We start from the raw sequence: 23808 nt of genomic DNA, 5'->3' as shown, positions 1-23808 counted from the left end.
AAATAAATTTAAAAATGAAGTTTTTTAAAATAAAATCCTGAAAAATGACATGAAATTTGTAAGACAATGGCATGATTTTAAATAGGTGAATTATGCAATTGCAATTAGGACATTGGCGATTTGATATAAGAATATATTCATTTTATCTTGATTAGATTAATTATCTTAAAAACGTTAATGCCAGTAATTACAAAAAATAAAATAGGTTTAATAATTTACTATGCAAATTTTTATTATGCGCCATGGAGAAGCAGCGCTTGATGCTGCAAGCGACGCACTACGACCACTGACTGAGCGTGGAAGAAGTGAATCAATAAAGATGGCTGAATGGATGACAACGCAAGGGCATCCTATCGATTATGTTTTAGTTAGCCCTTATTTACGAGCTCAACAAACATTAGAGGCTGTAAAAACAGATTTAGCGCTACCAAGCAAAATAGAAACCGACGAAGGGCTTATTCCTGGTGGTAATCCTTCACATATTGCACATTATTTACGTGCTTTAGGAGATACAGGATATCAAAATATCTTGGTTATATCCCATTTGCCTTTAGTCGGCTATGTTGTGGCTGAATTGTGCCCTGCAGTGTGTGCGCCTATGTTTTCAACATCAACGATTGCTTGTGTTGATTTTGATTTGTCAAAAGGTGCAGGGGAGTTGCTATGGCAAGTCTCACCTTCAACATTGAAATAAATTAATTCAATAAAAATAATTAACGCCTTATTTCACCATTCGGGTGATTTAAGGGTTAATGCTTGAGATAACTGATATATCAACGACGGGCAATATCATCATTTTCGACTAACACTAATAACGCGGCATCACCTCCCCATTCTTTTGGGGCTTGATGGAACGCAATGACATCTGGGTGCTGCGCTAACCAAAGTGGTGTTTGTTGTTTTAAAATATGTTTGCCATGTCCATGCATAATACAAGCACAGTAAACGTGCTCTCGCCTACAGGCTGCAATCAAAGCACCAATCTCTTGTTTGGCAATTAGTTGTGTTAAACCATGTAAATCTAGAAAAAAATCAGGAACATAATCGCCACGACGTAGTTTTTTCAACTCATAAGCATTTGCGCCTTCTCTTAGGTAGCGCATAGGGCCTTCTGTCGCTAAATTAGGTTGAAATTCATCAGAAAAATAATATGAAGCATCAACTTGTTCTTGTTGCAAACGTTCAATAGCGTAGTGTGTCACTTTTTTACGTTTTGGCGAGTGAAGTATTTTATCTTGAGGTAATTTCTTTGTACCTTTTATCATTTCCTGAAATAACTCAATTTCAGAAGGTGGCAGTGAAAATTTTTTATTCATTTTTTATGATTCTTCATAGTGTTACTGTTTTTATAAGGCAATAGTACATGAAATAGTGTCAGAGATAAAAAAGTATAGGTTATAAATTTGGCATAAAAAAAGGCAGGGTATCTACCCTGCCGAAATAGTCACATAGCTAGCAAATACGAGGTGATTAACAAGTTGCTTTGCTCAGAATATCTGTGGAACATAAACTTTTTTATATCTTAAGCTTGCGGTAAAACTAAGATAAAAAGATATCAAAAAGAGTTTTCAAAAATTATGTATTTGTTATCAAGTGACTGCACATTGAATGAAAAACATCTCTAGGCGCATATTGGTATACAGTTAATTCTTTCATGTATTAAGTATGGTTCATTTTTAATTTCTTGCTAATGAAAGTTAAATTAAAAGTATAAAATATCAAATTTTAATTTTAAATAGTTTGTATGTTTTGCTTTTTATTCTATGACTGAAGTATAAAACCATAATAAGTGTGTTGATATAATCCGTAGTGATAACGTTGTTATGTTTTTTTACGGTTTCCCGCTGATTTATCACCATCTTCATGGCAAACTACAGACTTTCTATTTCTTCAGAGGACAACCATTTTGGATATAACACTAAAAGAGGAAGCAGTTGCTGATTTAAGCACTATCCTAGATATGCTACGTTGGGCTATGAGTCAGTTTAATTCATCTGACATTTATTATGGTCATGGCACAGATAACGCATGGGATGAAGCATTACAGCTTGTATTACCAACTATTGCACTTCCTTTAGATATTCCAGATGCGCTGTTATCGACTAAATTAACAACCTCTGAAAAAATGGAAATTATTACTCTGATTGAAAGTCGAATTGAGGAAAAGATCCCTGTTCCTTATTTAACTCATCGAGCTTGGTTCTGCGGTCATGAATTTTATGTTGATGAACGTGTGCTTATTCCTCGTTCCCCTATTGGTGAATTAATCAATAACCATTTTGATGGTTTAATCCAGCAAGAGCCAACACGTATTCTTGATTTATGTACCGGAAGTGGTTGTATCGCCATTGCATGTGCTCATGAATTTGAAGATGCGGAAGTGGATGCGGTTGATATTTCTGTAGATGCTCTGGAAGTGGCAGAATTTAATATTGAAAACCACGGTCTGGCTCATCGTGTTTACCCAATGCAATCTGATTTATTTAACGCTATTGTTCCAACGCCTTACGATATTATTGTGACGAATCCGCCTTATGTTGATGTTGAAGATATGGGTGATTTACCAGATGAATACCAAGTTGAACCAGAATTAGCATTGGCATCAGGTATTGATGGTCTTGATATTACACGCCAAATTTTACTAAAAGCGCCTGAATATTTAAGTGAAAAAGGTGTTCTTGTGTGTGAAGTAGGAAACAGCATGGTTCATCTTATCGAACAATTCCCAGACGTTCCGTTTACATGGCTTGAGTTTGATAATGGTGGGCTTGGTGTCTTTATGTTAACTCGCGAACAGCTTGTCGAATATTCAGCGTGTTTTTCTACTGATAAACGTTGATGTAACAGCAATGAGACGGTAGATTGTTATTTATTGCAAATAACATATTGATAACATCACACAGTAAAAGATAGGAATAAAGGGATGGCAGGAAACAGTATCGGACAATTATTCAGAGTGACGACTTTCGGTGAGTCTCATGGTGTTGCATTAGGTTGTATTGTTGATGGTGTGCCTCCTGGATTACCTTTAACAGAAGCCGATTTACAAGTTGATTTAGATAGACGTAGACCCGGAACTTCACGCTATACCACACAACGTCGTGAGCCTGATCAAGTTCGTATTTTGTCGGGTGTATTTAATGGTGTCACTACAGGAACTAGCATCGGTTTGTTGATTGAAAACACTGACCAACGCTCTCAAGATTACAGTGAAATCAAAGATGTTTTTCGTCCTGGTCATGCTGATTATACCTACGAACAAAAATATGGTTTACGTGATTATCGTGGTGGTGGACGCTCTTCTGCTCGTGAGACAGCTATGCGTGTTGCCGCAGGTGCAATTGCAAAAAAATACCTAAAAGAGAAATTAGGTATCGAAGTTCGAGGTTACCTATCTCAATTAGGGCCAATTACGTGTGATCTTGTTGATTGGTCTATTGTCGAAAGTAATCCATTTTTCTGTCCTGATCCTTCGCGTTTAGATGCACTTGATGAATATATGCGCGCACTTAAAAAAGAAGGCAATTCTATTGGTGCAAAAGTCACCGTTGTTGCTCAAGGCGTACCTGCTGGATTTGGTGAACCTGTCTTTGATCGACTAGATGCTGATTTAGCACATGCTTTGATGAGTATTAATGCCGTTAAAGGTATTGAAATTGGTGATGGTTTTGGTGTTGTAACATTAAAAGGTACAGAGAACCGAGATGAAATCACCAAGAATGGTTTTACCAGTAATCATGCTGGTGGGATTTTAGGGGGAATTAGCAGTGGTCAGCCTATTGTTGCACATATCGCATTAAAACCGACCTCTAGTATCACGATTGCAGGCAAAACAATTAATCGTGACGGTGAGGAAGTCGATATGATAACTAAGGGGCGTCACGATCCTTGTGTGGGAATACGCGCTATTCCAATTGCAGAAGCGATGATGGCAATTGTATTACTCGATCATGCATTGCGTCAGCGTGGTCAGTGTGGTGATGTTGTGCCACCTTTAATGCAGTGGTAATCATTCTACATCAATAACGTGATTGATAAGCTGTAGTAAGTTTGATGTTAGCTTTAAAGGTGTGAGCGCCTAATTTTATTATGCTCAGACTGTGTTGCTGTTACTCTCTTCAAAATAAATAAACGAAAGAGACAGCAACACGTCCTTTCATTTCTGATAATTCGGATAGATAAATGGATTGGCTCTTTTCAGATGGCATCTACCTTCTTCTCTTCTTTGTCGCTTTAATTGCGGGTTTTATCGATTCAATTGCTGGTGGCGGCGGTTTAATTACTATTCCTGCTTTACTTTCGGTCGGTATTTCACCAGTACAAGCGCTTGCAACCAATAAACTGCAGTCTGTTGGTGGTTCATTTTCTGCAACACTCTATTTTATACGTCGCAGGGTTATTGATTTAAAATCCCAACGATTTGCGATTTTAATGACCTTTATTGGTGCGGTTTCTGGCGCTATGTTGGTGCAATTTATTAATCCAGAGGTTCTGAAACAAGCACTTCCTATTCTCACTATTGCTATTGGTCTTTATTTTCTTCTTACTCCGTCAATTGGTGCTCAAGACAGTAAACAACGTATTGGTTACTATACATTTGGCGCAATATTAGGCGGAGGTGTGGGTTTTTATGATGGTATTTTTGGACCTGGTACAGGTTCTTTTTTCGCTTTAGGTTATGTCATGTTACTTGGATATAATCTCTCAAAAGCGACTGCCCATGCTAAGTTACTCAATTTCACCTCTAATTTTGGATCCCTACTATTTTTTATTATTGGTGGGCAAGTTATTTGGACTCTTGGTTTAGTTATGCTTTGTGGGCAATTTATTGGTGCTCGCTTAGGTGCAGGCTTGGTTTTAACGAAAGGGCAAAAATTAATAAGGCCTATGCTGGTCATTATCTCCTTCTTGATGAGCATCAAACTCATTAATGACAATCATGGCGATACTATTGCACTTTGGTTCTCTGCACTTTTTAATTAGGAATAAATGGTTTTTTAAATGTCAGCACATCATTACCAACAGTTAATTGATATCTTTAATCAATGTTTTAGCGAAAGTTTTCAAACCCGTTTAATCAAAGGGGATGATGAGCCGATTTATTTGCCAGCAAATGAAGAGACACCTTATCACCAAATCATTTTTGCTCATGGCTTTTATGCGAGTGCATTACATGAAATATCACACTGGTGTATTGCAGGCGCGGCTCGTCGTCAACAAGTTGATTATGGTTACTGGTATTGCCCCGATGGACGCGACGAAACGACGCAAGGGCAGTTTGAGGCGGTAGAAATTAAACCTCAAGCACTGGATTGGTTATTTTGCCAAGCTGCGGGTTATCCTTTTAATGTCAGTTGTGACAATCTAGAAGGTAACTTTGAGCCTGATCGCTATGAGTTTAGAAACAAGGTCAGAGAACAAGTGCTTGCTTATTTACGAGATAAAAACACGCCACCTCGTGCTCAGCTATTTATTAATGCGTTACATTTGTTTTACAATACCCCTGAGCTAACGGAAGAGATGTTTCCTTATCAGGAAAACCCTTTAGTTAATTAAGGATTGCGAGAATAACTATCGCTTATCCACTGTGAAGGTTTTACCCGATAGGGTGGAGTCTGATGTAGTAAGGTTGCTGTATCATACGTTTTCTGCATTGATAATGCAGTGTAGATACTGAATACAGCAACATTATATATTGAGGATAAATAATGCTTTCTGAGTATGAAACGTACTTGTTAGATAGAATTGATAGCCGTGTTGAACATGCCACTGACGATGAGTTATTTGCTGGTGGATATTTACAAGGCCATATAACACTGGCTATTGCTGAGCTTGAGCAAGAAAACAACACACAATTAGAAGCGCTAAGAGCGCGTGTGGAAGAGAGCATTCAAAAGGCAATAAAAGCAGGTGAGCTATCGCCACCTGATCAAGTATTAGTATTATCTACGTGGCACGATTTAGTTAATTCAATTAATTAATTCTATATGTCTACCTAAGAGAACAACCGGCACAATCGGTTGTTTTTTCTTTCTTAAAATCTTATTAAAATAATGACACTTAAGTCATATTTAGGATATTTGCTGTTGAAAAAAGTGAGTGTTTAGTCAAAAATCAATCCTCACTATTTATCAATTGTTTTTATTTGATTTTTCAAAGTCGATGTATCTCTCATTGATTAAGCATAATAGTGCTATCTTTTGTAACACCTTGCCATTTCTGTAAAATTACTTTTAAATGTTTTTTAGGAATGTTTCTCGGGATGCAAATGATTTGCATAGAATATTTATGATAAGGATAACGATACGATGAAAAATTTCTTTAAAATAAGCCTACTTACAAGCGCCATTTTATTTTTGTCTGCTTGTGATCAAGTTGATTTAGATAATAAAAAAAATAAATTTTATTACAGTAATCCAAGCGAAAATATGATCAGCTTTAGTGTTGATGGTAAAGAATATCAGGTTGAACCTGGTAAAAATGGCTATATTACATTGTCGCCTGGTGAGCATAACTTAAAAGACAGTGCAGGCAATAATGCCCTTTTTATGATTTATGACAACAATAATGGTGGCATATTAAACCCTGATAATTTCATGTACTACACCCTTTCTGAAGTGTATGCCGTGAAAGGAAAAACAGACCAATTTAAAACGGTTGACTACCCACTGATTATTAATGGTTACGAGTTTGAACTCCCCGTACGTAGCACTAATGCTACATTAATTGATGGTAATACCTTTCAATGTACCTACCCTCTAGGCGAGCCATTTCCTAATGAAATTCGTACACGCAATAAAAATAATGACGGTGGTATAAAAAATAAGTGTTTTGATAAACCAGAATTTATTAAATACATTTCTGCTGAGTACGCTAAAGATTTAAATCCATTTACACAAGAAGATGAGTATAACGATTCGGTGAATCTCAATTTAGATTACATGCTACCGACGGCAGAATTTACTGATCCCGATATTCAAGCAGAAGCAGAAGAGCTTGTGTCGCTTTTAAATCAAATTCAGGAAAGTGAAGATCCAAAGATCCACAACGCATTAAAAGATAAACTTTATAAGGCGACATTGGCAGTCTCTAATGCGTATGCTAATAGGGCTGTAAAGGACTCGGTAGAAGATAATAAATATTACACACGTTTTATTGAGGCGAGTGGTCAGTTTCAATCTTATGGTATTTTACCGAAAGATTAAAATAGCTGAAAAAGTAGTCATCAATTTAGTGTTAATGTAAGCCATCCAATAGGATGGCTTTTTAATAAGTTTAACTATCAAAGTATTAAAGTATAGAACTGGAAATAGATATGACGATCACACAAAATAAAATAAAAAATAATGGTATTACACTTCGCCAAACACAAATTGATGATGCCATTAAATTACCTACGATTGAGCAATCTGCAGGGCAACTTTTTAGCATATTAGAAGACTTAAAGTGGATCAGCGAAAGTGATGTCCAAGGGGTTGAAACACATCTAGAATTTATTAACCAACATGAACATTGGGTTGCGGTTAATCACGACAATGAACCTGTGGGATTTATTATGACGCAAGCATTGACTGATAGTTTATTTATTCATGAACTCTCTGTCAGCCAAGATTGGCAAAATAACGGAATTGGTAAATTACTTATTCAAAAAGTCAAAGATGAAGCAACGGCGCGCCAATTCAGTACCGTTACATTGACAACATTTCGTCATGTTCCTTGGAATGCACCGTATTATCAACGCTTAGGTTTTTCTATTTTGCCAGAAAATGAAGTTCCACACTCTTTGCAAGAAATCTTAGACGATGAAGTTGAAAGAGGGGGGTTCGTGAAAGAAACGCGCTGTGCAATGAAATGTAAGGTTTATTAGTTCATAACATTAAAAAATAATAACGTTAAAATAAGCAACCTAAAGCGGTTGCTTATTCACTAACGGGAGAAGCTACTTTTACTTTTTTACTTCAATCGGTTTTCCGCGTAGTAAAGGCCTTACCCAAAAACGATTAGGGTGTAAGGCATTCAACACACTATCTTCGACAGGGAAGGGTTCATCAAAAATTTGGCTTGCGAGAATTTCGGCTGATAACGGTGCTGAACATAATCCACGAGAGCCTAATGCACTGATGATATAAAGCTGATGATAAGCAGGCGCTAAAACGGGCGTTTGTCTTCTCCGCTTAAACCTATCTAAATGGGTATATGCTAATAGCAAGTTTTCAAAGTTGGGTACTTCACCTAATAGCGGTAGATGATCGCGTATCGTACAACGAATACCGACTCGTGCATTGTTTTGGCTAAAATCAACATCAAAGCACCAAGGTGTTTTGGCTAAACAGTGCGTAAGATGATATTGATTGTCTTCTTGCTCCTCACTGGAAACCGTCAAATCTAACCTATCTCTGCGAAAGCTTGCGCCAACACAATGCAAATTATCTTGATTATCAACTGGCGTAAAATAGCCATCATAACAAAGCACTGTTTTTAATTTTGATAGTGTATTTGTTGTTGGAATATGACTAACTTGGCCTCTAACCGCACTAATCGGTAACTTGGCACTTTGGGTAAAGTCGGTAATTCGATGTCCATTTGCCAAAATTACGCAATCATGTTGTGATTGAATTTGTGTCACATGATTATCGTTATGATGAACGATATTTAAGCTCCAAGATGAGTCATGTTGCATTATCTGCGTAACTTGATGATTAAAATGCAGTGTTAAACCCAATTGTTGAGCATGTTTTAGTGCTTGAGTGGTTAATTCAGTGGGAGAAAGCCAGCCAGCTTGCGGGTAAAAAAGCCCTTCGTAATTAATATCTAACCCGCACTGGGTATTTATCTCATCTTGAGAAAGGTAACAAGCTATTTCATGAAAAGATGCAGAATGATTAATTATTCGTTCTGCTTTTTTTCGCACTCTATCATTATAAATAAGTTGAGCAACACCAGACCATTGGTGAGAAAACATAATGCCAGCTTGGCTTAGATTGTCATAAGCACGTCGAGCAAATAAGAATGCGGTTGTAAAAAATTGCTCTATTTCGTCTGACTTACCATTTAACAAAGGGTATAAAACACCTTGTCGATTACCTGATGCATTTGTTGCGGGCTGTTTACCTTCACAATATAAGGTGACTTTAGCGCCTCTTCTTAAGCAAGAAAGTGCGATAAAGGTGCTAGCAATACCACCACCTATGATAGCGATATCTTGTGCTTGTGTTGCATGAGGTCGTGCATAATAAGGTAGGTATTCGGGGGAGGATGAATGAGGGAATACACCTGTCAACATCTCTCTTTTTTGCCCAAATCCTTTGATTTTTTTTATCTCAAACCCAACACTTTGCAAACCTCGTTTTACAATACCGGCAGCAGTAAATGTCGAAAATGTACCATTTTCTCTCATTGAATCTGCCATGGATTGAAAGAGTGTTTCACTCCACATTTGTGGATTTTTAGAAGGGGCAAAGCCATCGAGAAACCATGCATCTACTTTATTGCGTAGTGCTTGGCGAGTTTGCGGTAACAAGGTGTTGATATCACCAAACCATAAATCTAGTGTGATTGCCCCATCTGCGAGAATAATACGGTGGCAACCAGCGATAGGTAATGGCCATTGAGAACAAAGTGCTTTTGAATATTTTTCAAGTTCAGGCCAATGGCAATGAGCGGATTGTAAATCATTTTTTGTGAGAGGGAATTTTTCAAAGCTAACATAGTGAAGGCGCTTTAAACATGCGTTGGGTGATGTTTGTCTAAATTGCTCAAACGCTTGCCACAGTGTTAAAAAATTCAGTCCAGTACCAAACCCTGTTTCTGCAATAACACATTCAGAGCGTACATGTGTACCAAAACGTAATGGAAAATGATTTCCCTGTAAGAATACGTGTCTTGTTTCTTCTAGGCCGTCTTGGTTTGAAAAGTAAATATCGCCAAATTGTTCTGAGATAGGCGTACCAAGTTCATTCCAACTTAAAGATGCGGTATTTATCGGGCTATTATTCACGGAACTGCCTGTATTTCTCCAAAAAATTGTCTAATATCTTAGCGCTGTTAGCTAGGTTGTACCAGCCTTTAAGGGGAAACTGTTTTATCAGCTTATCTGCATTTTTGTAAAAAAGATCCTGATCGGACTTGTTCAGCGTACAACTGTACGCTAGAGTGCTACTCAGAAATCCCGCAGCTACAACTATTATTGTAAAGAGGTATGAATGAAGCGCGCAGTGATCACGGGTCTGGGTATTGTTTCGAGCATTGGTAATAACCAGAAAGAAGTGCTGGATTCTTTAAAGGAAGGCCGTTCCGGGATAACTTTCTCAGAAGAATTTAAAGAGATGGGGCTTCGTAGCCACATTTGGGGCAACGTTAAGCTTGATACTGAAGGTCTTATTGACCGTAAAATCCGCCGTTTTATGAGCGACGCATCGGTTTATGCCTATTTATCTATGCAAGAAGCGATAGCAGATTCAGGTCTGAGTGAAGACCAAGTTTCTAATATTCGTTCAGGTTTAGTCGTAGGATCTGGTGGTGGTTCTCCACGTAACCAAGTCCAAGGTTCTGATGGCATGAGAGCAAAAGGTCTACGTGGCGTAGGTCCTTATATGGTGACTCGTGCAATGGCATCGGGTGTTTCAGCGTGTTTAGCAACACCTTTTAAAATTAAAGGCGTTAACTATTCAATCAGTTCTGCTTGTTCAACATCAGCACACTGTATTGGCCACGCCGTTGAGCTTATCCAATTAGGCAAACAAGATGTTGTGTTTGCAGGTGGTGGCGAAGAATTAAGTTGGGAAATGACCTGCGAATTTGACGCTATGGGCGCACTTTCAACGAAATATAACGAAACACCAAGTAAAGCTTCCCGTACTTACGATAAAAACCGTGATGGTTTTGTTATCGCTGGTGGTGGCGGTATTGTGGTTGTTGAAGAGTTAGAACACGCATTAGCGCGTGGTGCACATATTTATGCTGAAGTTGTAGGCTATGGTGCAACTTCCGATGGCGCAGATATGGTTGCTCCTTCTGGTGAAGGTGCTGTGCGTTGTATGCAAATGGCAATGCAAGATGTTGAGAAAGTTGATTACATCAATACACATGGTACTTCAACGCCAGTTGGTGATTTAAAAGAACTTGAAGCTATCACTGAAGTATTTGGTACACATACACCAGCTATTTCAGCCACTAAAGCGATGACCGGTCACTCATTAGGTGCGGCTGGTGTACATGAAGCAATTTATAGCTTATTGATGTTAGAGCATGGTTTTATTGCACCAAGCATTAATATTGAAGAATTAGATGATAAAGCACTGGGTATGAATATTATTACTCAGCCAACAGAACAAAAGTTAAACACTGTAATGTCAAATAGCTTTGGTTTTGGTGGTACTAATGCTTCATTAGTAATGAGCAAATATAAAAACTAGTTAGTTATACTTATATTTTCTTATTAAAAAAGGCAGGCTTCATTTTAATGGAGACTGCCTTTTTATTTTAAATTCACAAGTTAAAATAAATTATTATTCTAATAAAGATACTTTTTGAATAAAAACTATTTAAAAAAGATTATATAAATAATCTTTAAAAATACCCCTTCTAATAGTTACCTGTTTTATTATTCTAATAAAATAGACGGTTTTTTATAACTAATTGTTTTAAATAATTAAATGAAATTAATCGTGTTTTATTTCAATCGTTTAATTTAATTGTAACTAAAATCATTAAATGTTTTGTTTTATATGGAGTTAGGTTAATAGAAAGGACTAATAGGACAAAAAGAGCTGAAAAAAATTGATCTGGATTATTTTATTACAAATAAGTAGAAGCTATTTAATATAAAAGTTGGTAATGTTTGCCACGGATACTTGTATTACTTTATATTTTATACTTTGATTTCTTATGTCAGTTTTATTTATAAAACCTAACATCATGATGTGACCGGCTAAGAATTTAGCCGGTATTTTTTATTGTTGTCTTTTTGACATTGACTCACATCTCCTGATGACAATCTGCTTTTTTCGTTGCAGACTGACGTCGGAAATTCAGTGGTGTTCTCAGTTGTTGCACTAAGAGCACACCCAATAACACAATACCACCACCCACTAAATGATAACTATGCATTTCTTCACCAAGAAGTGTGATAGCAATCATTGCTGTAAATAATGGCATTAGGTTCATAAAAATAGAGGTTGTATTCGCACCTAATTTCATCACACCTAAGATCCACAGGTAAGGAGCAAGAATAGAAGCACCAATCCCCGCGAAAATCACTAATCCAATATTGTCTTTCGTTAATGCCACGCTTTCGGCAAGAAAGAAGTTTGGTAATAATAACAGAACACCAAACCCAATTTGAACATAAAGTGATTGCCAATTAGGTAGTGCGATAGACCACCGTTTTGTTAAAACGCCATAAAGTGCGTATGATGCCGAAGCAATAAACATCATTAGCTCGCCATATCCCAATCCTTGAGAAAGTAACTGGGTCGGTTCTCCACGACTAATTAGCCAGACCAAACCACTAATTGAAAGCACAGTACCGAGTACTATTCCGACAGTAGGCACAACGCGTAAAACAAAAATACTGATAATAACCGTCAGTAATGGGATCAACGAGTTCAAGATGCCCATAAATGTGGCGCTAACATAATGTGCAGCATAATAAGCCAAACTCTGGTACATCACCATTCCTAATGCACCAAGAATAAATAATTTCCACCAATATTGTTTGACGGTTTTACGATGATGCCAAACAGGCATGATCAAAAAAGGCGTCATAATTAAAAAGGCGAGAAACCAACGATAAAAAGAGATAGCCGCAGGATCGATAACAGACGCAGCTGCTTTATTGACGACGGCATTAATGGACCAGATCAGTACTGCTAAAAGCGGAAATATTGCGTTTTTCATTGTTCTCACATCTATTTTTAAACCAGGTTGCTATTGTAAGCTTGTCTGATTAGATATATATAATGAAAACCAGACAACAGATAGGCCAATAAAGACAACATGACAAGAGAACAACATAAAGATGACAATTGAACAACAAAAAATGCAATGGTTATTGTCTGATCCAGATACAGTGCGATTTCGTGATGAGCAGCTATTAGCTGAAACCGAGTTTGTTTATCATCAACATGACTTTGGTCAGTTGCTTTATGTGATTTCTGGTGTCATGGATTTAGAAGCTGGAGGACAGCGGTTTTTAGCACCCCCTGAATTTAGTGTGTGGATCCCTAAAAATGTAGGGCATGCTAGTTATAATAAAAAGACACTCTCTTTTAAGGTGCTAGATATCGCACCAAGTTGGTGTGAAGGTTTGTTAGATAAACCGTGTTTAATTCAATTAAGTGCTATTTTTTCAACTATATTTTCTGATTTCTTTCATCGTGGAGTCTGTAAACCACAAACAGAAGAAGATTTTCGCTTAGCGCAAGTGTTGATAGATCAACTTAAAGCTTCACCGATTCATCATACATACTTACCTTCTTCTAAAGATAAATTACTTGCCCCAATACTTTCTGCATTAGAGCAGGACCCAGCTGATAATACTTCGTTAGAAGAATGGGCTAAAAAACGTTATACCTCAGAGAGAACACTTTCTCGTCGTTGCCAACAAGAATTAGGCATGTCTTTTAGTGAATGGCGTAAGCGCTTACGTTTTTTACATGCAATTTCTTTATTAGAACAAGGAAAAAGTGTGAATGAAATTGCGTTTGATGTGGGATACAGCTCTTCGTCTACATTTATTGCAATGTTTCAACAATTTGCTGGCACAACGCCAGAACGTTTTCGTCGATTACCCAATTGCTAAGTCTTCTTTTCATATATTTACTTAAAATCTAGGCAGATTTTACTGTCAATAATAGGCTTTGTTGTTAATAAGTGGCAAAATAGACCGCTTAAATTTATTTTTTGATTGATTGTTTACACACATAAATACCAAATCAGTGAGATAACACAGTGAAAATTCTGGTTGATGAAAACATGCCTTATGCGGAACAGCTTTTCCGCCAATTAGGTGAGGTAAAAGCGGTTTCTGGTCGTCCTTTACCTATTGATGAACTTAATGATTCTGATGCCTTAATGGTGAGATCGATTACTAAAGTCAATGAATCCTTATTATCAGGCAAGCCAGTGAGATTTGTTGGAACGGCAACGGCCGGTTTTGACCATGTGGATATTGCATGGTTAGAGCAACAACAAATTGGTTTTTCATCAGCACCAGGTTGTAATGCTATTGCTGTTGTAGAATATGTATTTTCTGCACTGATGATGCTCGCAGAGCAAGATGGCTTTCAATTAGTCGATAAAGTTGTTGGTATTGTGGGCGTGGGTAATGTCGGAGGGCGATTAGCGACACGTTTACGTGCATTGGGTGTCAATGTATTACTTTGCGATCCACCTAGAGCAGATAACGGTGATAATGAAGAATTTTATTCATTGGAAACGCTATTAGAAAAAGCGGACATTCTGACTTTCCATACACCTCTCAATAAATCAGGTCCATACAAAAGTTATCATTTGATAAATGAGAACAACCTCGAAAAATTACCTGAAGGACGTATTTTAATTAATGCGAGCCGTGGTGAGGTTGTTGATAATCAAGCACTATTATCTGTACTTGAGAAAGGTAAATCCTTACGTGTGGTATTAGATGTTTGGGAGCCAGAGCCTGATCTCTCTATTGAATTATTAAATAAAGTCGATATAGGCACTCCACATATTGCGGGTTATACCTTAGAAGGTAAAGCGCGCGGTACAACACAAGTATTTGAAGCTTACTGTGATTTTATTGGACAGCCTCAACAAGTTGAATTATCAACCTTGTTGCCAGCACCGACTATTTCAACAATTTCAGTACAAGGTGAGCTAACACAAACGTTATTAAAACAACTGATCCACCTTGTTTATGATGTGCGTCGAGATGATGCACCATTACGAAAAGTGGCCGGTGTAAAAGGAGAGTTTGATAAATTACGCAAACTTTATCCTGTACGCCGTGAATGGTCTTCACTACATGTAATTTGTGATAACCAAACCACGGCCAATACATTAAGTGCGATTGGTTTTAGTGCTACATACAAAAGTGCTACACGCAAATAAAGCACAACATTATTTTTAAAATTTTATGGTATTGGAGGATATCTTATGGGAGAAGGTTGGAATATTGCTGTTGTTGGTGCAACAGGTGCTGTTGGTGAAGCTATTTTAGAGCTGTTGCAAGAGCGTGAATTTCCCATTGGTGAACTGACCGCAATCGCAAGTGAAGACAGTATTGGAAAATCTGTGCGTGTAAACAGCAAAAGTGTTGCTGTTCAAGGTGTTCACAATATCGAATGGGCAGATATTCAATTAGCTTTCTTTGCTGCTCCGACAGAAATTAGTGCGCAATATGCACAGCAAGCAGCAGATTCAGGCTGCATCGTCATTGATTGTAGTGGCATATTTGCTATGGATTGGGATGTACCACTGATAGTCCCTGGCGTGAATAGCTCAATGCTTGCAGAATATCGCACCCGTAATATCGTTTCTATTGCTGATAGTATGGTAAGCCAATTGTTACGTGCGATTAATCCATTAACAGAAGCTGCTGGTTTGACTCGTCTTAGTGTGACCAATTTAATGTCAGTCTCCCGTTTTGGAAAACAAGCAGTTGATGAACTTGCTGGACAAAGTGCTCGTTTACTTAATGGTGTTCCACCTGAATTAGGCCGTTTTAATAAGCAACTGGCCTTTAATATTCTACCTCTTATGGTTGATGACGAAGGCTCAGTACAAGAAGAGCGTCGCATGGTTGACCAAATTCGTAAAATCTTACAAGACGAAGGTCTTCCAATTTCAGTCACTACATTACAAGCTCCAGTTTTCTATGGTAATGCGCAATCAGTGCAATTAGAAACATCACGCCCGATGGGCAGTGATGAAGCGCGTGAAACATTGCAAGAAAATGAAGGCCTGAGTATCAGTGATGAAAATGATTTTCCAACACAAGTGACCGATGCTTCGGGGAATGTGAGCCTAAATTTAGGTTGCTTCCGTAATGATTATGGTATGCCAGAAGCCTTACAATTTTGGTCAGTGGCAGATAATGTGCGCTTTGGTGGGGCATTAATGGCTGTTGAAGTGGCAGAACAATTAATGCAGGAGCAGTTTTACTAATGAATGCGCCAGTGAGTGCTGAAGTAACAGAACAACCTTTGACTGAGTCAACGGTTATTTCTGAAAGCACAACAATCAAAATCGCGTTAGGCGTTGAGTATGATGGTAGTCGTTATTATGGCTGGCAACGCCAAAATGAAGTGCGCAGTGTACAAGAACGGTTAGAAAAAGCCCTTTCACAAGTGGCTAATGAACCTATATCAGTTTTTTGTGCCGGAAGAACAGATGCTGGAGTGCATGCAACGGGGCAAGTTGTCCATTTTGAAACAACGGCGCACCGTAAAGATCCCGCATGGACAATGGGTGTTAATACCCATTTACCTGCGGATATCGCTGTACGTTGGGTAAAAACGGTTTCTGATGATTTCCATGCACGTTTTAGTGCAACGGCAAGACGTTATCGCTATGTGATTTTTAATCATCGCTATCGTCCCGCTATATTATCATCTGGAGTGACGCATTTTCATTACCCTTTAGATGCTGAGCGTATGCATCAGGCTGCACAATGTTTATTGGGTGAAAATGATTTTACCTCTTTTAGAGCCGTTCAATGTCAATCACGAACGCCATGGCGTAACGTTATGCATGTTAACGTTTCTCGATATGGTGATTATGTTGTGGTGGATATTAAAGCGAATGCTTTTGTACACCATATGGTGCGAAATATTGTCGGTAGCCTTTTAGAAATAGGGTGTGGCAATCAGGACATTACTTGGATGGCTGAATTATTAGCCTTAAAAGACAGAACCAAGGCTGCTGCAACAGCTAAAGCAAATGGCTTGTATTTGGTGGCAGTGGATTATCCTGAGCATTTTGAATTACCAAAACCTGCAATGGGCCCACTATTTTTAGCGGATAACCCTATTGAAATATCTCAATCATAAAAACACCCAGTTCTCTGAGGATTTATGGAAATATTAACGCAATTTGTTGATTTGATAAAATTTCTAATTGATTTTATTTTACATATTGATGCGCATTTAGCAGAGCTTGTCGCGCAATATGGTACATGGGTCTATGCCATTTTGTTTCTGATTGTTTTTTGTGAAACAGGGCTGGTGGTAACGCCATTTTTACCTGGTGATTCATTGCTGTTTGTTGCTGGTGCTTTAGCTTCTTTAGATACCAATGATGTGAATGTCCATATTATTGTCTTACTGTTGCTTTGCGCCGCGATTTTAGGTGATGCAGTGAACTATTCTATAGGGCGACTTTTTGGCGAAAAGCTATTTAGTAAGCCTAATTCACGTATTTTCCGTCGTGAATATCTGGACAAAACCCATGCTTTTTATGAAAAACATGGTGGTAAAGCGATTATTTTGGCAAGATTCGTGCCGATTATCCGAACTTTTGCGCCATTCGTTGCAGGAATGGGAAAAATGTCATATCGTCATTTTGCCTTTTATAATGTTACTGGGGCAATTGCATGGGTACTGTTATTTACTTATGCGGGATACTTTTTTGGTGACTTAGATATAGTTCAAAAGAACTTAAAATTGCTAATTGTTGCCATTATTGTTATTTCTATTTTACCGGGCGTCATTGAGATCATACGCCATCGCAGAGCGAGTGCAAAAGCGAAGAAAGAAAGTGATAGCAAAGAGGTTTGAGCAGTTATCATTAGTTTTTGCCGTAGAATAGCCATAATAAAGAGATGCGCTGAAATTCAGTAAGCGGTATCATCATAAACTTTGCTAACCACACAGCCAGTGCATTGTGGTTGATACGCTCACAATAATTTTACTGGCGAAGGTCAGATTCAGACGAAAAGGTCCGTTAATGAGCTGGATTGAAAAAATTCTAAATAAAAGCACTATCACAAGTTCACGTAAAGCCAATATCCCAGAAGGAGTTTGGACTAAATGTGATAGCTGTGGACAGGTACTCTATCGCGCAGAATTAGAGCGTAATTTGGAGGTTTGTCCTAAATGTGATCACCATATGCGCATTTCAGCGCGCCGTCGCCTTGAGACTTTCCTTGATACAGGAAGTACCACAGAATTAGGTAGTGAATTAGAGCCTAAAGATATTCTGAAATTCCGCGACTCCAAAAAATATAAAGACAGAATTAGCGCTGCTCAAAAGCAAACTCAGGAAAAAGACGCATTAGTCGTCATGAAAGGAACATTGAAAAAGATGCCAGTTGTTGCTGCTTCTTTTGAGTTTGCGTTTATGGGCGGCTCTATGGCTTCTGTTGTGGGGGCGCGCTTTGTTCGTGCTGTTGAACAAGCACTAGAAGATAATTGTCCTCTGATTTGCTTCTCTGCAAGTGGCGGTGCGCGTATGCAAGAAGCGCTGATGTCATTAATGCAAATGGCAAAAACCAGTGCAGCATTAGCAAAAATGCAAGAACGTGGTTTGCCTTATATCTCAGTGATGACTGATCCTACAATGGGCGGTGTTTCTGCAAGTTTAGCCATGTTAGGCGATATTAACGTTGCGGAGCCTAAAGCACTGATTGGTTTTGCAGGCCCACGCGTTATTGAGCAAACTGTACGTGAGAAACTGCCAGCAGGTTTCCAACGTAGTGAGTTTCTGTTAGAAAAAGGGGCGATTGATATGATTGTTCGTCGTCCAGAAATGCGTGATGAGCTGGCTGAATTACTGGCTAAGCTGACTCAATATGATTTAGTCGAAGATGAAGATGAAATTATTGGCGAAGAAATGATTGCTGATGAAATCGAATCTGCTGATAACGAGCCAGAAATTAACATCGAAACGAATAAAAAAGAAGATGTCTAATATCATAACTGCTCCTAAAGCCACATCGCCTCTGTCGGTGTGGCTTTCTTATCTTGAACACTTACATTCAAGCGCCATTGATATGGGGTTAGAACGTGTAGGCGAGGTAGGAAAAATATTAAATGTGTTACGCCCTGCACCTAAAGTCATTACTGTTTCAGGTACAAATGGAAAAGGCACAACCTGTCATATGCTAGAGTCAATCTTGATGGCATCAGGATTGAAAGTCGGCGTTTATAGCTCACCTCATCTTGTTCGCTACACAGAACGTGTACGTATTCAAGGCAAAGAACTTTCCGAAGATGCTTTTTGTGAAGTTTTTGCAGAAATTGAACAAGCTAGAGGCGATATTTCGCTGACCTTTTTTGAATATGGCACTCTGGCTGCGCTGAAGTTATTTCAACAAGCACAACTTGATGTTGTTATTCTTGAAGTAGGATTAGGCGGTCGATTAGATGCGACGAATATCGTTGATGCAGATATTGCTGCTATCACAAGTATTGCACTCGATCATACTGATTGGTTAGGTGCAGATAGAGAGCATATTGGTCACGAGAAAGCCGGTATTTTCCGTGCTAATCACTACGCTGTTGTGGGTGAGCCAGATATGCCTCATTCCATTGCTGAAGTTGCCAATGGAAAACAGGCTAAGCTTTTCCGTCGAGAAACGGATTGGTCTTTTGTTATTGTAGGTGATCATTGGCATTGGCGTTGTGCTGATTGTGAATTTGATGCGTTGCCTATCCCTAATATTCCGCTAGCCAATGCGGCGACAGCGATGGGGGTCATCCGTTGCTTGCTCAAATCTGATGATAAGGTCAGTCAAGCAATAACACAGCAAAGCATTGTTGAAGGAATGTCTCGAGCACAATTACCTGGACGTTTTCAGGTAATTTCACAACATCCTCTAGTTATCTTTGATGTGGCACATAATCCTCATGCAGCAGGATATTTAGCTGAAAAATTATCACAATTACCGCGTAAGTCTGATACCAAAGTGCGTATTGTTGTTGGTATGCTAGGTGATAAAGATATTGCGGGAACATTAGCGTGCTTAATGCCATTGGCGGATAGTTGGTATGTTGCGCCACTTAATGAATTTCGTGGCGCTTCAGCGGATGTACTTGCTCAACATCTTGAAAACCCATCGGTATTTGAGAGTGTAGAGGCGGCATGGAAACAAGCTATGTCCGATGCTAATCCTAATGATATCGTCGTGGTGTGTGGCTCATTTCATACAGTCGCACATGTGATGGAACTTTTGGAAAAGGAGAGTGTGGGTGGCGAGTAAATTTCAAAATCGCTTAGTCGGAGCCGTGGTATTAGTGGCAGTAGGGGTTATTTTTTTACCTGCGTTGCTTGACGGCGATAAGAAATATAACGAAGACCAATTTGCCGCTATTCCTTTAGTACCCAAACCAGGCGATGAACAAGAAATTGAATCTATCGCTCCTATAGAGCAAACAACGACGCCTTCAACACCATCAGAAGGCGCTTCTGAAGCAATGCTTTCTGAAGCAGTCACGGGTGTTGAACAATCTACGGCAACAGCACCACAACCACCAACCGTTGTTCCTGTTACGCCACCAGTACAACCAACGCCGACACCTCCTGTACAGCCAACGCCTGTACCACCGGTGGTCACGCCACCTGTACAACCACCAGCACCACCACCAGCACCACCAGTGCAAGAAACCAAACCACCAAAAGGTGAAGCTTGGGTTGTTCAATTAGGTGCATTGAAAAATGCGGCGAAGGTTGAAGAAATTATTGCGAAAATGCATTTCTCAGGTTACCCGGTGTATACCGTACCCGCGCGTCCTGTTGCTGGTCAAATGACTCGAATTTACATTGGGCCAAGTGCATCTAAGTCAGAATTACAGGCTATTTTGCCTCATTTAAAAGAGCTTACAGGCTTACAAGGTGAGGTAAGGGCATATAAGCCTTAATTTTTCTAAATGAGTCATCTGATGAGCGATGTAACAAAGCGTTAACTTATTGCGGCGATTATGATTTTTCATATCGCCGTAAATTATTTTGAAATTAGTGAAAATTAGCATTACGCAAACGTTTTCGTTTTCTGTTAGAATGCTTCCGTATTAATGCGGAGCATCATTTTTGGATAAAGAATTTATGGTCTGGATAGATTACGCCATCATTGCCATTATTGGTTTTTCCGCATTAGTCAGCCTGATCCGTGGCTTTGTTCGTGAAGCATTATCACTCATCACCTGGGGTTGTGGTTTCTTTGTTGCTAGTCAGTTTTATCCTTATCTTGCCGTCTATTTTACCCGGTTTGAAGATGAACTGGTTCGTAACGGGATTGCAATAGTCACTCTGTTTATTGCGACACTGATTGTTGGTGCTGTTGTGAACTATGTGATTAGCTCTCTTGTTCAACGCACAGGGTTATCAGGTACAGATCGAGTTTTGGGGGTCTGTTTCGGGGCATTAAGAGGCGTGCTGATCGTGTCAGCATTATTGTTTGTTTTAGGGGCATTTACGCCTATGGCAGATAGCGCTGATTGGCAACGTTCTGAACTTATTCCTCAATTCAACCATATTATTAGGTGGTTCTTTGACTACCTGCAAAATGCGTCAAGTTTCGTGTCGGAGAGAATATAACCTCTCCGTCTGGCTGATGAGGATCTATTCATGTGCGGTATTGTCGGTATCGCTGGAGCGAATCCAGTAAACCAATCAATTTATGATGCGTTAACGGTGTTACAACACCGAGGTCAAGATGCAGCTGGCATTGCAACGATAGACGGTAACAACGGTTTCCGTCTTCGCAAAGCTAACGGACTGGTTAAAGATGTGTTTGAAACCCGTCATATGTTGCGTTTAAAAGGTACTATCGGGATAGGGCATGTCCGTTATCCAACAGCGGGTAGTTCTAGTGCATCAGAAGCGCAGCCTTTTTATGTGAATTCACCTTTTGGTATTACGTTGGCGCATAATGGTAATTTAACCAATGCGCATTTATTACGTCGACAATTATTTGAAACAGCGCGTCGCCATATCAATACCACCTCTGATTCTGAAATCTTACTTAATGTATTGGCATATGAATTAGACCGTTTTGACCATTTCCCTCTAGAGCCTGATAATATTTTTGCTGCAGTCGCAGCAATGCATAAAAAATTACGTGGTGCTTATGCTTGCGTTGCGTTGATCATCGGCCATGGTTTATTAGCTTTCCGTGATCCCTTTGGTATTCGTCCTTTAGTTCTCGGTAAACGTACATTAGAAGATGGTCGCCATGAATATATGGTCGCATCTGAAAGTGTTGCATTAGATACTTTAGGCTTTGAGTTCTTGCGTGATGTTGCCCCCGGTGAAGCAGTTTATATCACTGAACAAGGACAACTCTTTACCCGCCAATGTGCTGAAAATCCACAATTAATGCCTTGTCTATTTGAGTATGTTTATTTTGCTCGCCCAGATTCCTTTATTGATAAAATTTCTGTTTACAATGCACGTTTGCGTATGGGGCAAAAATTAGGCGCTAAAATTGCGAAAGAGTGGGAAGATTTGCAGATTGATGTGGTCATTCCTATTCCAGAGACCTCGTGTGATATCGCATTAGAAATCGCTCATATTCTTAATAAACCGTATCGCCAAGGCTTTGTAAAAAATCGCTATGTGGGGCGTACTTTTATTATGCCCGGTCAACAAGAACGTCGTAAGTCAGTAAGACGTAAATTGAATGCAAATCGTGCAGAGTTTCGTGATAAAAATGTTCTGTTGATTGATGATTCTATTGTTCGTGGCACAACGTCAGAGCAAATCGTCGAGTTAGCAAGAGAAGCAGGAGCGAAGAAAGTCTATTTTGCTTCAGCTGCGCCAGAAGTTCGCTTCCCTAATGTGTATGGTATTGATATGCCAAACGCTAATGAGCTTATTGCTCATGGACGTGAAGTGGATGAAATTCGTAAATTAATTGGTGCTGATGGGCTTATCTTCCAAGATCTCTCTGATTTAATTGCCGCTGTACAAGAAGAAAATCCTGATATTAGTCAGTTTGAATGTTCTGTATTTGATGGTGTTTATATAACGAAAGATATCGACCAAGATTATCTAGATTATTTAGAAAATCTTCGTCGTGATGATGAACACAAAATTCGTGATCAAAATGAAATAGAAAACTTGGAAATCTATAACGAAGGTTAGTTTTTCGGTAATATAATGCCCTTATAAAGCGTCGATGCTAGCGTGTTCTGCATCGGCGCTTGTTTTTTGAGGGTTAATCATCATAATGATTTATGTTGATATATATTCTGAGGATTATAATGAAAAAGCTGATAGTTGGGCTAACCGGTGCCAGTGGTGCAATTTACGGTATACGTTTATTAGAAATTCTGAAATCTGTACCGTCAGTTGAAACGCATTTAGTGATTAGCCAAGCTGCTCGCCGTACTATTTCATTAGAAACTGATTATTTACTAAAAGATATCCATGCTTTAGCAGATGTGATTTATGACGATCGCGATATTGGTGCGTCAATTTCTTCAGGATCGTTTCGTGTCAGTGGGATGGTAATTTTACCTTGCTCAATTAAAAGTTTATCCGGTATTGTTCATAGTTATACCGATACTTTAGTCACTCGTGCTGCAGATGTTGTGCTGAAAGAAGGGCGTAAATTGGTGTTGTGTGTGCGTGAAACGCCTCTGCATTTAGGTCATTTGCGTTTAATGACACAAGCTTCTGAGTTAGGTGCCGTGATTATGCCACCTGTACCAGCATTCTATTTTCAGCCTAAAACCATTGATGATATTGTCAATCAAACGGTTAATCGTGTACTTGATCAGTTTGAGATTGATTTACCTGATGATTTGTTTCAAAGGTGGGAAGGCGATAAGCCTGCCCGCTAAGTATACTCGTCGTTACTCGTCATACTTCAAGTTGTAGCGTTGT

At 38.9% G+C, this 23808-nt stretch carries 23 protein-coding genes; 20 read left to right on the top strand and 3 right to left on the bottom strand.

Going from position 1 to position 23808, the window contains the following annotated elements; translation table 11 throughout:
• The first annotated feature begins 220 nt into the window (after positions 1–220).
• Positions 221–694, top strand: coding sequence for a phosphohistidine phosphatase SixA (sixA, locus tag LW139_RS13630; RefSeq protein WP_109407281.1), 474 nt, complete (start codon positions 221–223; stop codon positions 692–694).
• Between the two features lie 79 nt (positions 695–773).
• Here the strand turns inward: sixA and smrB are convergent, their stop codons facing one another.
• Positions 774–1316 (bottom strand): endonuclease SmrB, encoded by a 543-nt coding sequence (gene smrB, locus LW139_RS13625; RefSeq protein ID WP_247850069.1) that lies wholly within the window; start codon positions 1314–1316, stop codon positions 774–776.
• Positions 1317–1906: 590 nt separating this feature from the next.
• Here smrB and prmB point away from each other — a divergent pair.
• From prmB to LW139_RS13590, 7 genes are all read left to right on the top strand, one after another.
• Positions 1907–2839: a 50S ribosomal protein L3 N(5)-glutamine methyltransferase gene (gene prmB, locus LW139_RS13620; RefSeq protein ID WP_109407279.1), complete on the top strand. Its 933-nt coding sequence runs from the start codon at positions 1907–1909 to the stop codon at positions 2837–2839.
• An 84-nt stretch (positions 2840–2923) separates the two neighbouring features.
• Positions 2924–4009, top strand: coding sequence for a chorismate synthase (aroC, locus tag LW139_RS13615; RefSeq protein ID WP_109407278.1), 1086 nt, complete (start codon positions 2924–2926; stop codon positions 4007–4009).
• A gap of 173 nt (positions 4010–4182) precedes the next feature.
• Entirely contained in the window at positions 4183–4983 is an 801-nt protein-coding gene (locus LW139_RS13610; RefSeq protein ID WP_072068644.1) for a sulfite exporter TauE/SafE family protein, read from the top strand.
• Positions 4984–5001: 18 nt separating this feature from the next.
• Positions 5002–5556 carry an elongation factor P hydroxylase gene (locus LW139_RS13605; protein WP_166540749.1) on the top strand — a complete coding sequence of 185 codons (555 nt, stop codon included), beginning with the start codon at positions 5002–5004 and terminating at the stop codon, positions 5554–5556.
• A 152-nt stretch (positions 5557–5708) separates the two neighbouring features.
• A complete protein-coding gene (locus tag LW139_RS13600; protein ID WP_109407276.1) occupies positions 5709–5981 on the top strand; it encodes a YfcL family protein in 273 nt (90 codons plus the stop codon).
• 327 nt (positions 5982–6308) lie between these two features.
• Positions 6309–7205, top strand: coding sequence for a hypothetical protein (locus LW139_RS13595; protein ID WP_227335737.1), 897 nt, complete (start codon positions 6309–6311; stop codon positions 7203–7205).
• A gap of 110 nt (positions 7206–7315) precedes the next feature.
• Entirely contained in the window at positions 7316–7867 is a 552-nt protein-coding gene (locus LW139_RS13590) for a GNAT family N-acetyltransferase (protein ID WP_247850068.1), read from the top strand.
• Between the two features lie 78 nt (positions 7868–7945).
• Here the strand turns inward: LW139_RS13590 and mnmC are convergent, their stop codons facing one another.
• Entirely contained in the window at positions 7946–9997 is a 2052-nt protein-coding gene (gene mnmC / locus LW139_RS13585; RefSeq protein WP_247850067.1) for a bifunctional tRNA (5-methylaminomethyl-2-thiouridine)(34)-methyltransferase MnmD/FAD-dependent 5-carboxymethylaminomethyl-2-thiouridine(34) oxidoreductase MnmC, read from the bottom strand.
• 205 nt (positions 9998–10202) lie between these two features.
• On the opposite strand from mnmC, the gene fabB reads away from it, so the two are divergent.
• Positions 10203–11414: a beta-ketoacyl-ACP synthase I gene (fabB, locus tag LW139_RS13580; RefSeq protein ID WP_109407272.1), complete on the top strand. Its 1212-nt coding sequence runs from the start codon at positions 10203–10205 to the stop codon at positions 11412–11414.
• Positions 11415–11976: 562 nt separating this feature from the next.
• On the opposite strand, the gene LW139_RS13575 is transcribed toward fabB, so the two are convergent.
• Complete coding sequence (locus LW139_RS13575) at positions 11977–12897, bottom strand: DMT family transporter (RefSeq protein ID WP_109407271.1); 921 nt, start codon at positions 12895–12897, stop codon at positions 11977–11979.
• Positions 12898–13018: 121 nt separating this feature from the next.
• Between LW139_RS13575 and LW139_RS13570 the strand changes: the two genes are divergently transcribed.
• From LW139_RS13570 to LW139_RS13520, 11 genes are all read left to right on the top strand, one after another.
• Positions 13019–13801, top strand: coding sequence for an AraC family transcriptional regulator (locus tag LW139_RS13570; protein ID WP_109407270.1), 783 nt, complete (start codon positions 13019–13021; stop codon positions 13799–13801).
• Between the two features lie 149 nt (positions 13802–13950).
• A complete protein-coding gene (gene pdxB / locus LW139_RS13565; RefSeq protein WP_227335732.1) occupies positions 13951–15093 on the top strand; it encodes a 4-phosphoerythronate dehydrogenase PdxB in 1143 nt (380 codons plus the stop codon).
• 45 nt (positions 15094–15138) lie between these two features.
• Positions 15139–16149 (top strand): aspartate-semialdehyde dehydrogenase, encoded by a 1011-nt coding sequence (locus tag LW139_RS13560; protein ID WP_247850066.1) that lies wholly within the window; start codon positions 15139–15141, stop codon positions 16147–16149.
• Positions 16149–17033, top strand: a complete 885-nt coding sequence (gene truA / locus LW139_RS13555; protein ID WP_227335730.1) for a tRNA pseudouridine(38-40) synthase TruA — start codon at positions 16149–16151, stop codon at positions 17031–17033. The genes LW139_RS13560 and truA overlap by 1 nt, the downstream gene beginning before the upstream one ends.
• Positions 17034–17057: 24 nt before the next feature.
• Positions 17058–17759, top strand: a complete 702-nt coding sequence (locus tag LW139_RS13550) for a DedA family protein (RefSeq protein ID WP_109407267.1) — start codon at positions 17058–17060, stop codon at positions 17757–17759.
• A gap of 169 nt (positions 17760–17928) precedes the next feature.
• The gene (gene accD, locus LW139_RS13545; protein WP_166540742.1) at positions 17929–18891 is read left to right on the top strand and encodes an acetyl-CoA carboxylase, carboxyltransferase subunit beta; all 963 of its coding nucleotides are present in this window, start codon (positions 17929–17931) and stop codon (positions 18889–18891) included.
• Complete coding sequence (gene folC / locus LW139_RS13540) at positions 18884–20182, top strand: bifunctional tetrahydrofolate synthase/dihydrofolate synthase (protein WP_247850065.1); 1299 nt, start codon at positions 18884–18886, stop codon at positions 20180–20182. Before accD ends, folC begins: the two co-directional genes overlap by 8 nt.
• A complete protein-coding gene (dedD, locus tag LW139_RS13535) occupies positions 20172–20840 on the top strand; it encodes a cell division protein DedD (protein WP_247850064.1) in 669 nt (222 codons plus the stop codon). Before folC ends, dedD begins: the two co-directional genes overlap by 11 nt.
• A gap of 184 nt (positions 20841–21024) precedes the next feature.
• On the top strand, positions 21025–21516 hold the full coding sequence (gene cvpA, locus LW139_RS13530) for a colicin V production protein (RefSeq protein WP_023581692.1): 492 nt from the start codon (positions 21025–21027) through the stop codon (positions 21514–21516).
• 30 nt (positions 21517–21546) lie between these two features.
• Entirely contained in the window at positions 21547–23064 is a 1518-nt protein-coding gene (gene purF / locus LW139_RS13525; protein ID WP_072068629.1) for an amidophosphoribosyltransferase, read from the top strand.
• 119 nt (positions 23065–23183) lie between these two features.
• Positions 23184–23765 carry a UbiX family flavin prenyltransferase gene (locus LW139_RS13520; RefSeq protein ID WP_166540740.1) on the top strand — a complete coding sequence of 194 codons (582 nt, stop codon included), beginning with the start codon at positions 23184–23186 and terminating at the stop codon, positions 23763–23765.
• The last annotated feature ends 43 nt before the right edge of the window (positions 23766–23808 follow it).

The organism is Proteus vulgaris (assembly GCF_023100685.1).
In the GTDB taxonomy this organism is placed as follows: Bacteria; Pseudomonadota; Gammaproteobacteria; order Enterobacterales; family Enterobacteriaceae; genus Proteus.
Note: the sequence above shows the minus strand (reverse complement) of the source record. Positions and strands in the feature narration are given on the sequence as shown.

Coding starts and splice junctions, on each gene's coding strand:
- sixA (WP_109407281.1), top strand. CDS start 221: ATGCAAATTTTTATTATGCGCCATGGAGAAGCAGCGCTTGATGCTGCA.
- smrB (WP_247850069.1), bottom strand. CDS start 1,316: ATGAATAAAAAATTTTCACTGCCACCTTCTGAAATTGAGTTATTTCAG.
- aroC (WP_109407278.1), top strand. CDS start 2,924: ATGGCAGGAAACAGTATCGGACAATTATTCAGAGTGACGACTTTCGGT.
- LW139_RS13610 (WP_072068644.1), top strand. CDS start 4,183: ATGGATTGGCTCTTTTCAGATGGCATCTACCTTCTTCTCTTCTTTGTC.
- LW139_RS13605 (WP_166540749.1), top strand. CDS start 5,002: ATGTCAGCACATCATTACCAACAGTTAATTGATATCTTTAATCAATGT.
- LW139_RS13600 (WP_109407276.1), top strand. CDS start 5,709: ATGCTTTCTGAGTATGAAACGTACTTGTTAGATAGAATTGATAGCCGT.
- LW139_RS13595 (WP_227335737.1), top strand. CDS start 6,309: ATGAAAAATTTCTTTAAAATAAGCCTACTTACAAGCGCCATTTTATTT.
- LW139_RS13590 (WP_247850068.1), top strand. CDS start 7,316: ATGACGATCACACAAAATAAAATAAAAAATAATGGTATTACACTTCGC.
- fabB (WP_109407272.1), top strand. CDS start 10,203: ATGAAGCGCGCAGTGATCACGGGTCTGGGTATTGTTTCGAGCATTGGT.
- LW139_RS13575 (WP_109407271.1), bottom strand. CDS start 12,897: ATGAAAAACGCAATATTTCCGCTTTTAGCAGTACTGATCTGGTCCATT.
- LW139_RS13570 (WP_109407270.1), top strand. CDS start 13,019: ATGACAATTGAACAACAAAAAATGCAATGGTTATTGTCTGATCCAGAT.
- LW139_RS13560 (WP_247850066.1), top strand. CDS start 15,139: ATGGGAGAAGGTTGGAATATTGCTGTTGTTGGTGCAACAGGTGCTGTT.
- truA (WP_227335730.1), top strand. CDS start 16,149: ATGAATGCGCCAGTGAGTGCTGAAGTAACAGAACAACCTTTGACTGAG.
- LW139_RS13550 (WP_109407267.1), top strand. CDS start 17,058: ATGGAAATATTAACGCAATTTGTTGATTTGATAAAATTTCTAATTGAT.
- accD (WP_166540742.1), top strand. CDS start 17,929: ATGAGCTGGATTGAAAAAATTCTAAATAAAAGCACTATCACAAGTTCA.
- folC (WP_247850065.1), top strand. CDS start 18,884: ATGTCTAATATCATAACTGCTCCTAAAGCCACATCGCCTCTGTCGGTG.
- cvpA (WP_023581692.1), top strand. CDS start 21,025: ATGGTCTGGATAGATTACGCCATCATTGCCATTATTGGTTTTTCCGCA.
- purF (WP_072068629.1), top strand. CDS start 21,547: ATGTGCGGTATTGTCGGTATCGCTGGAGCGAATCCAGTAAACCAATCA.
- LW139_RS13520 (WP_166540740.1), top strand. CDS start 23,184: ATGAAAAAGCTGATAGTTGGGCTAACCGGTGCCAGTGGTGCAATTTAC.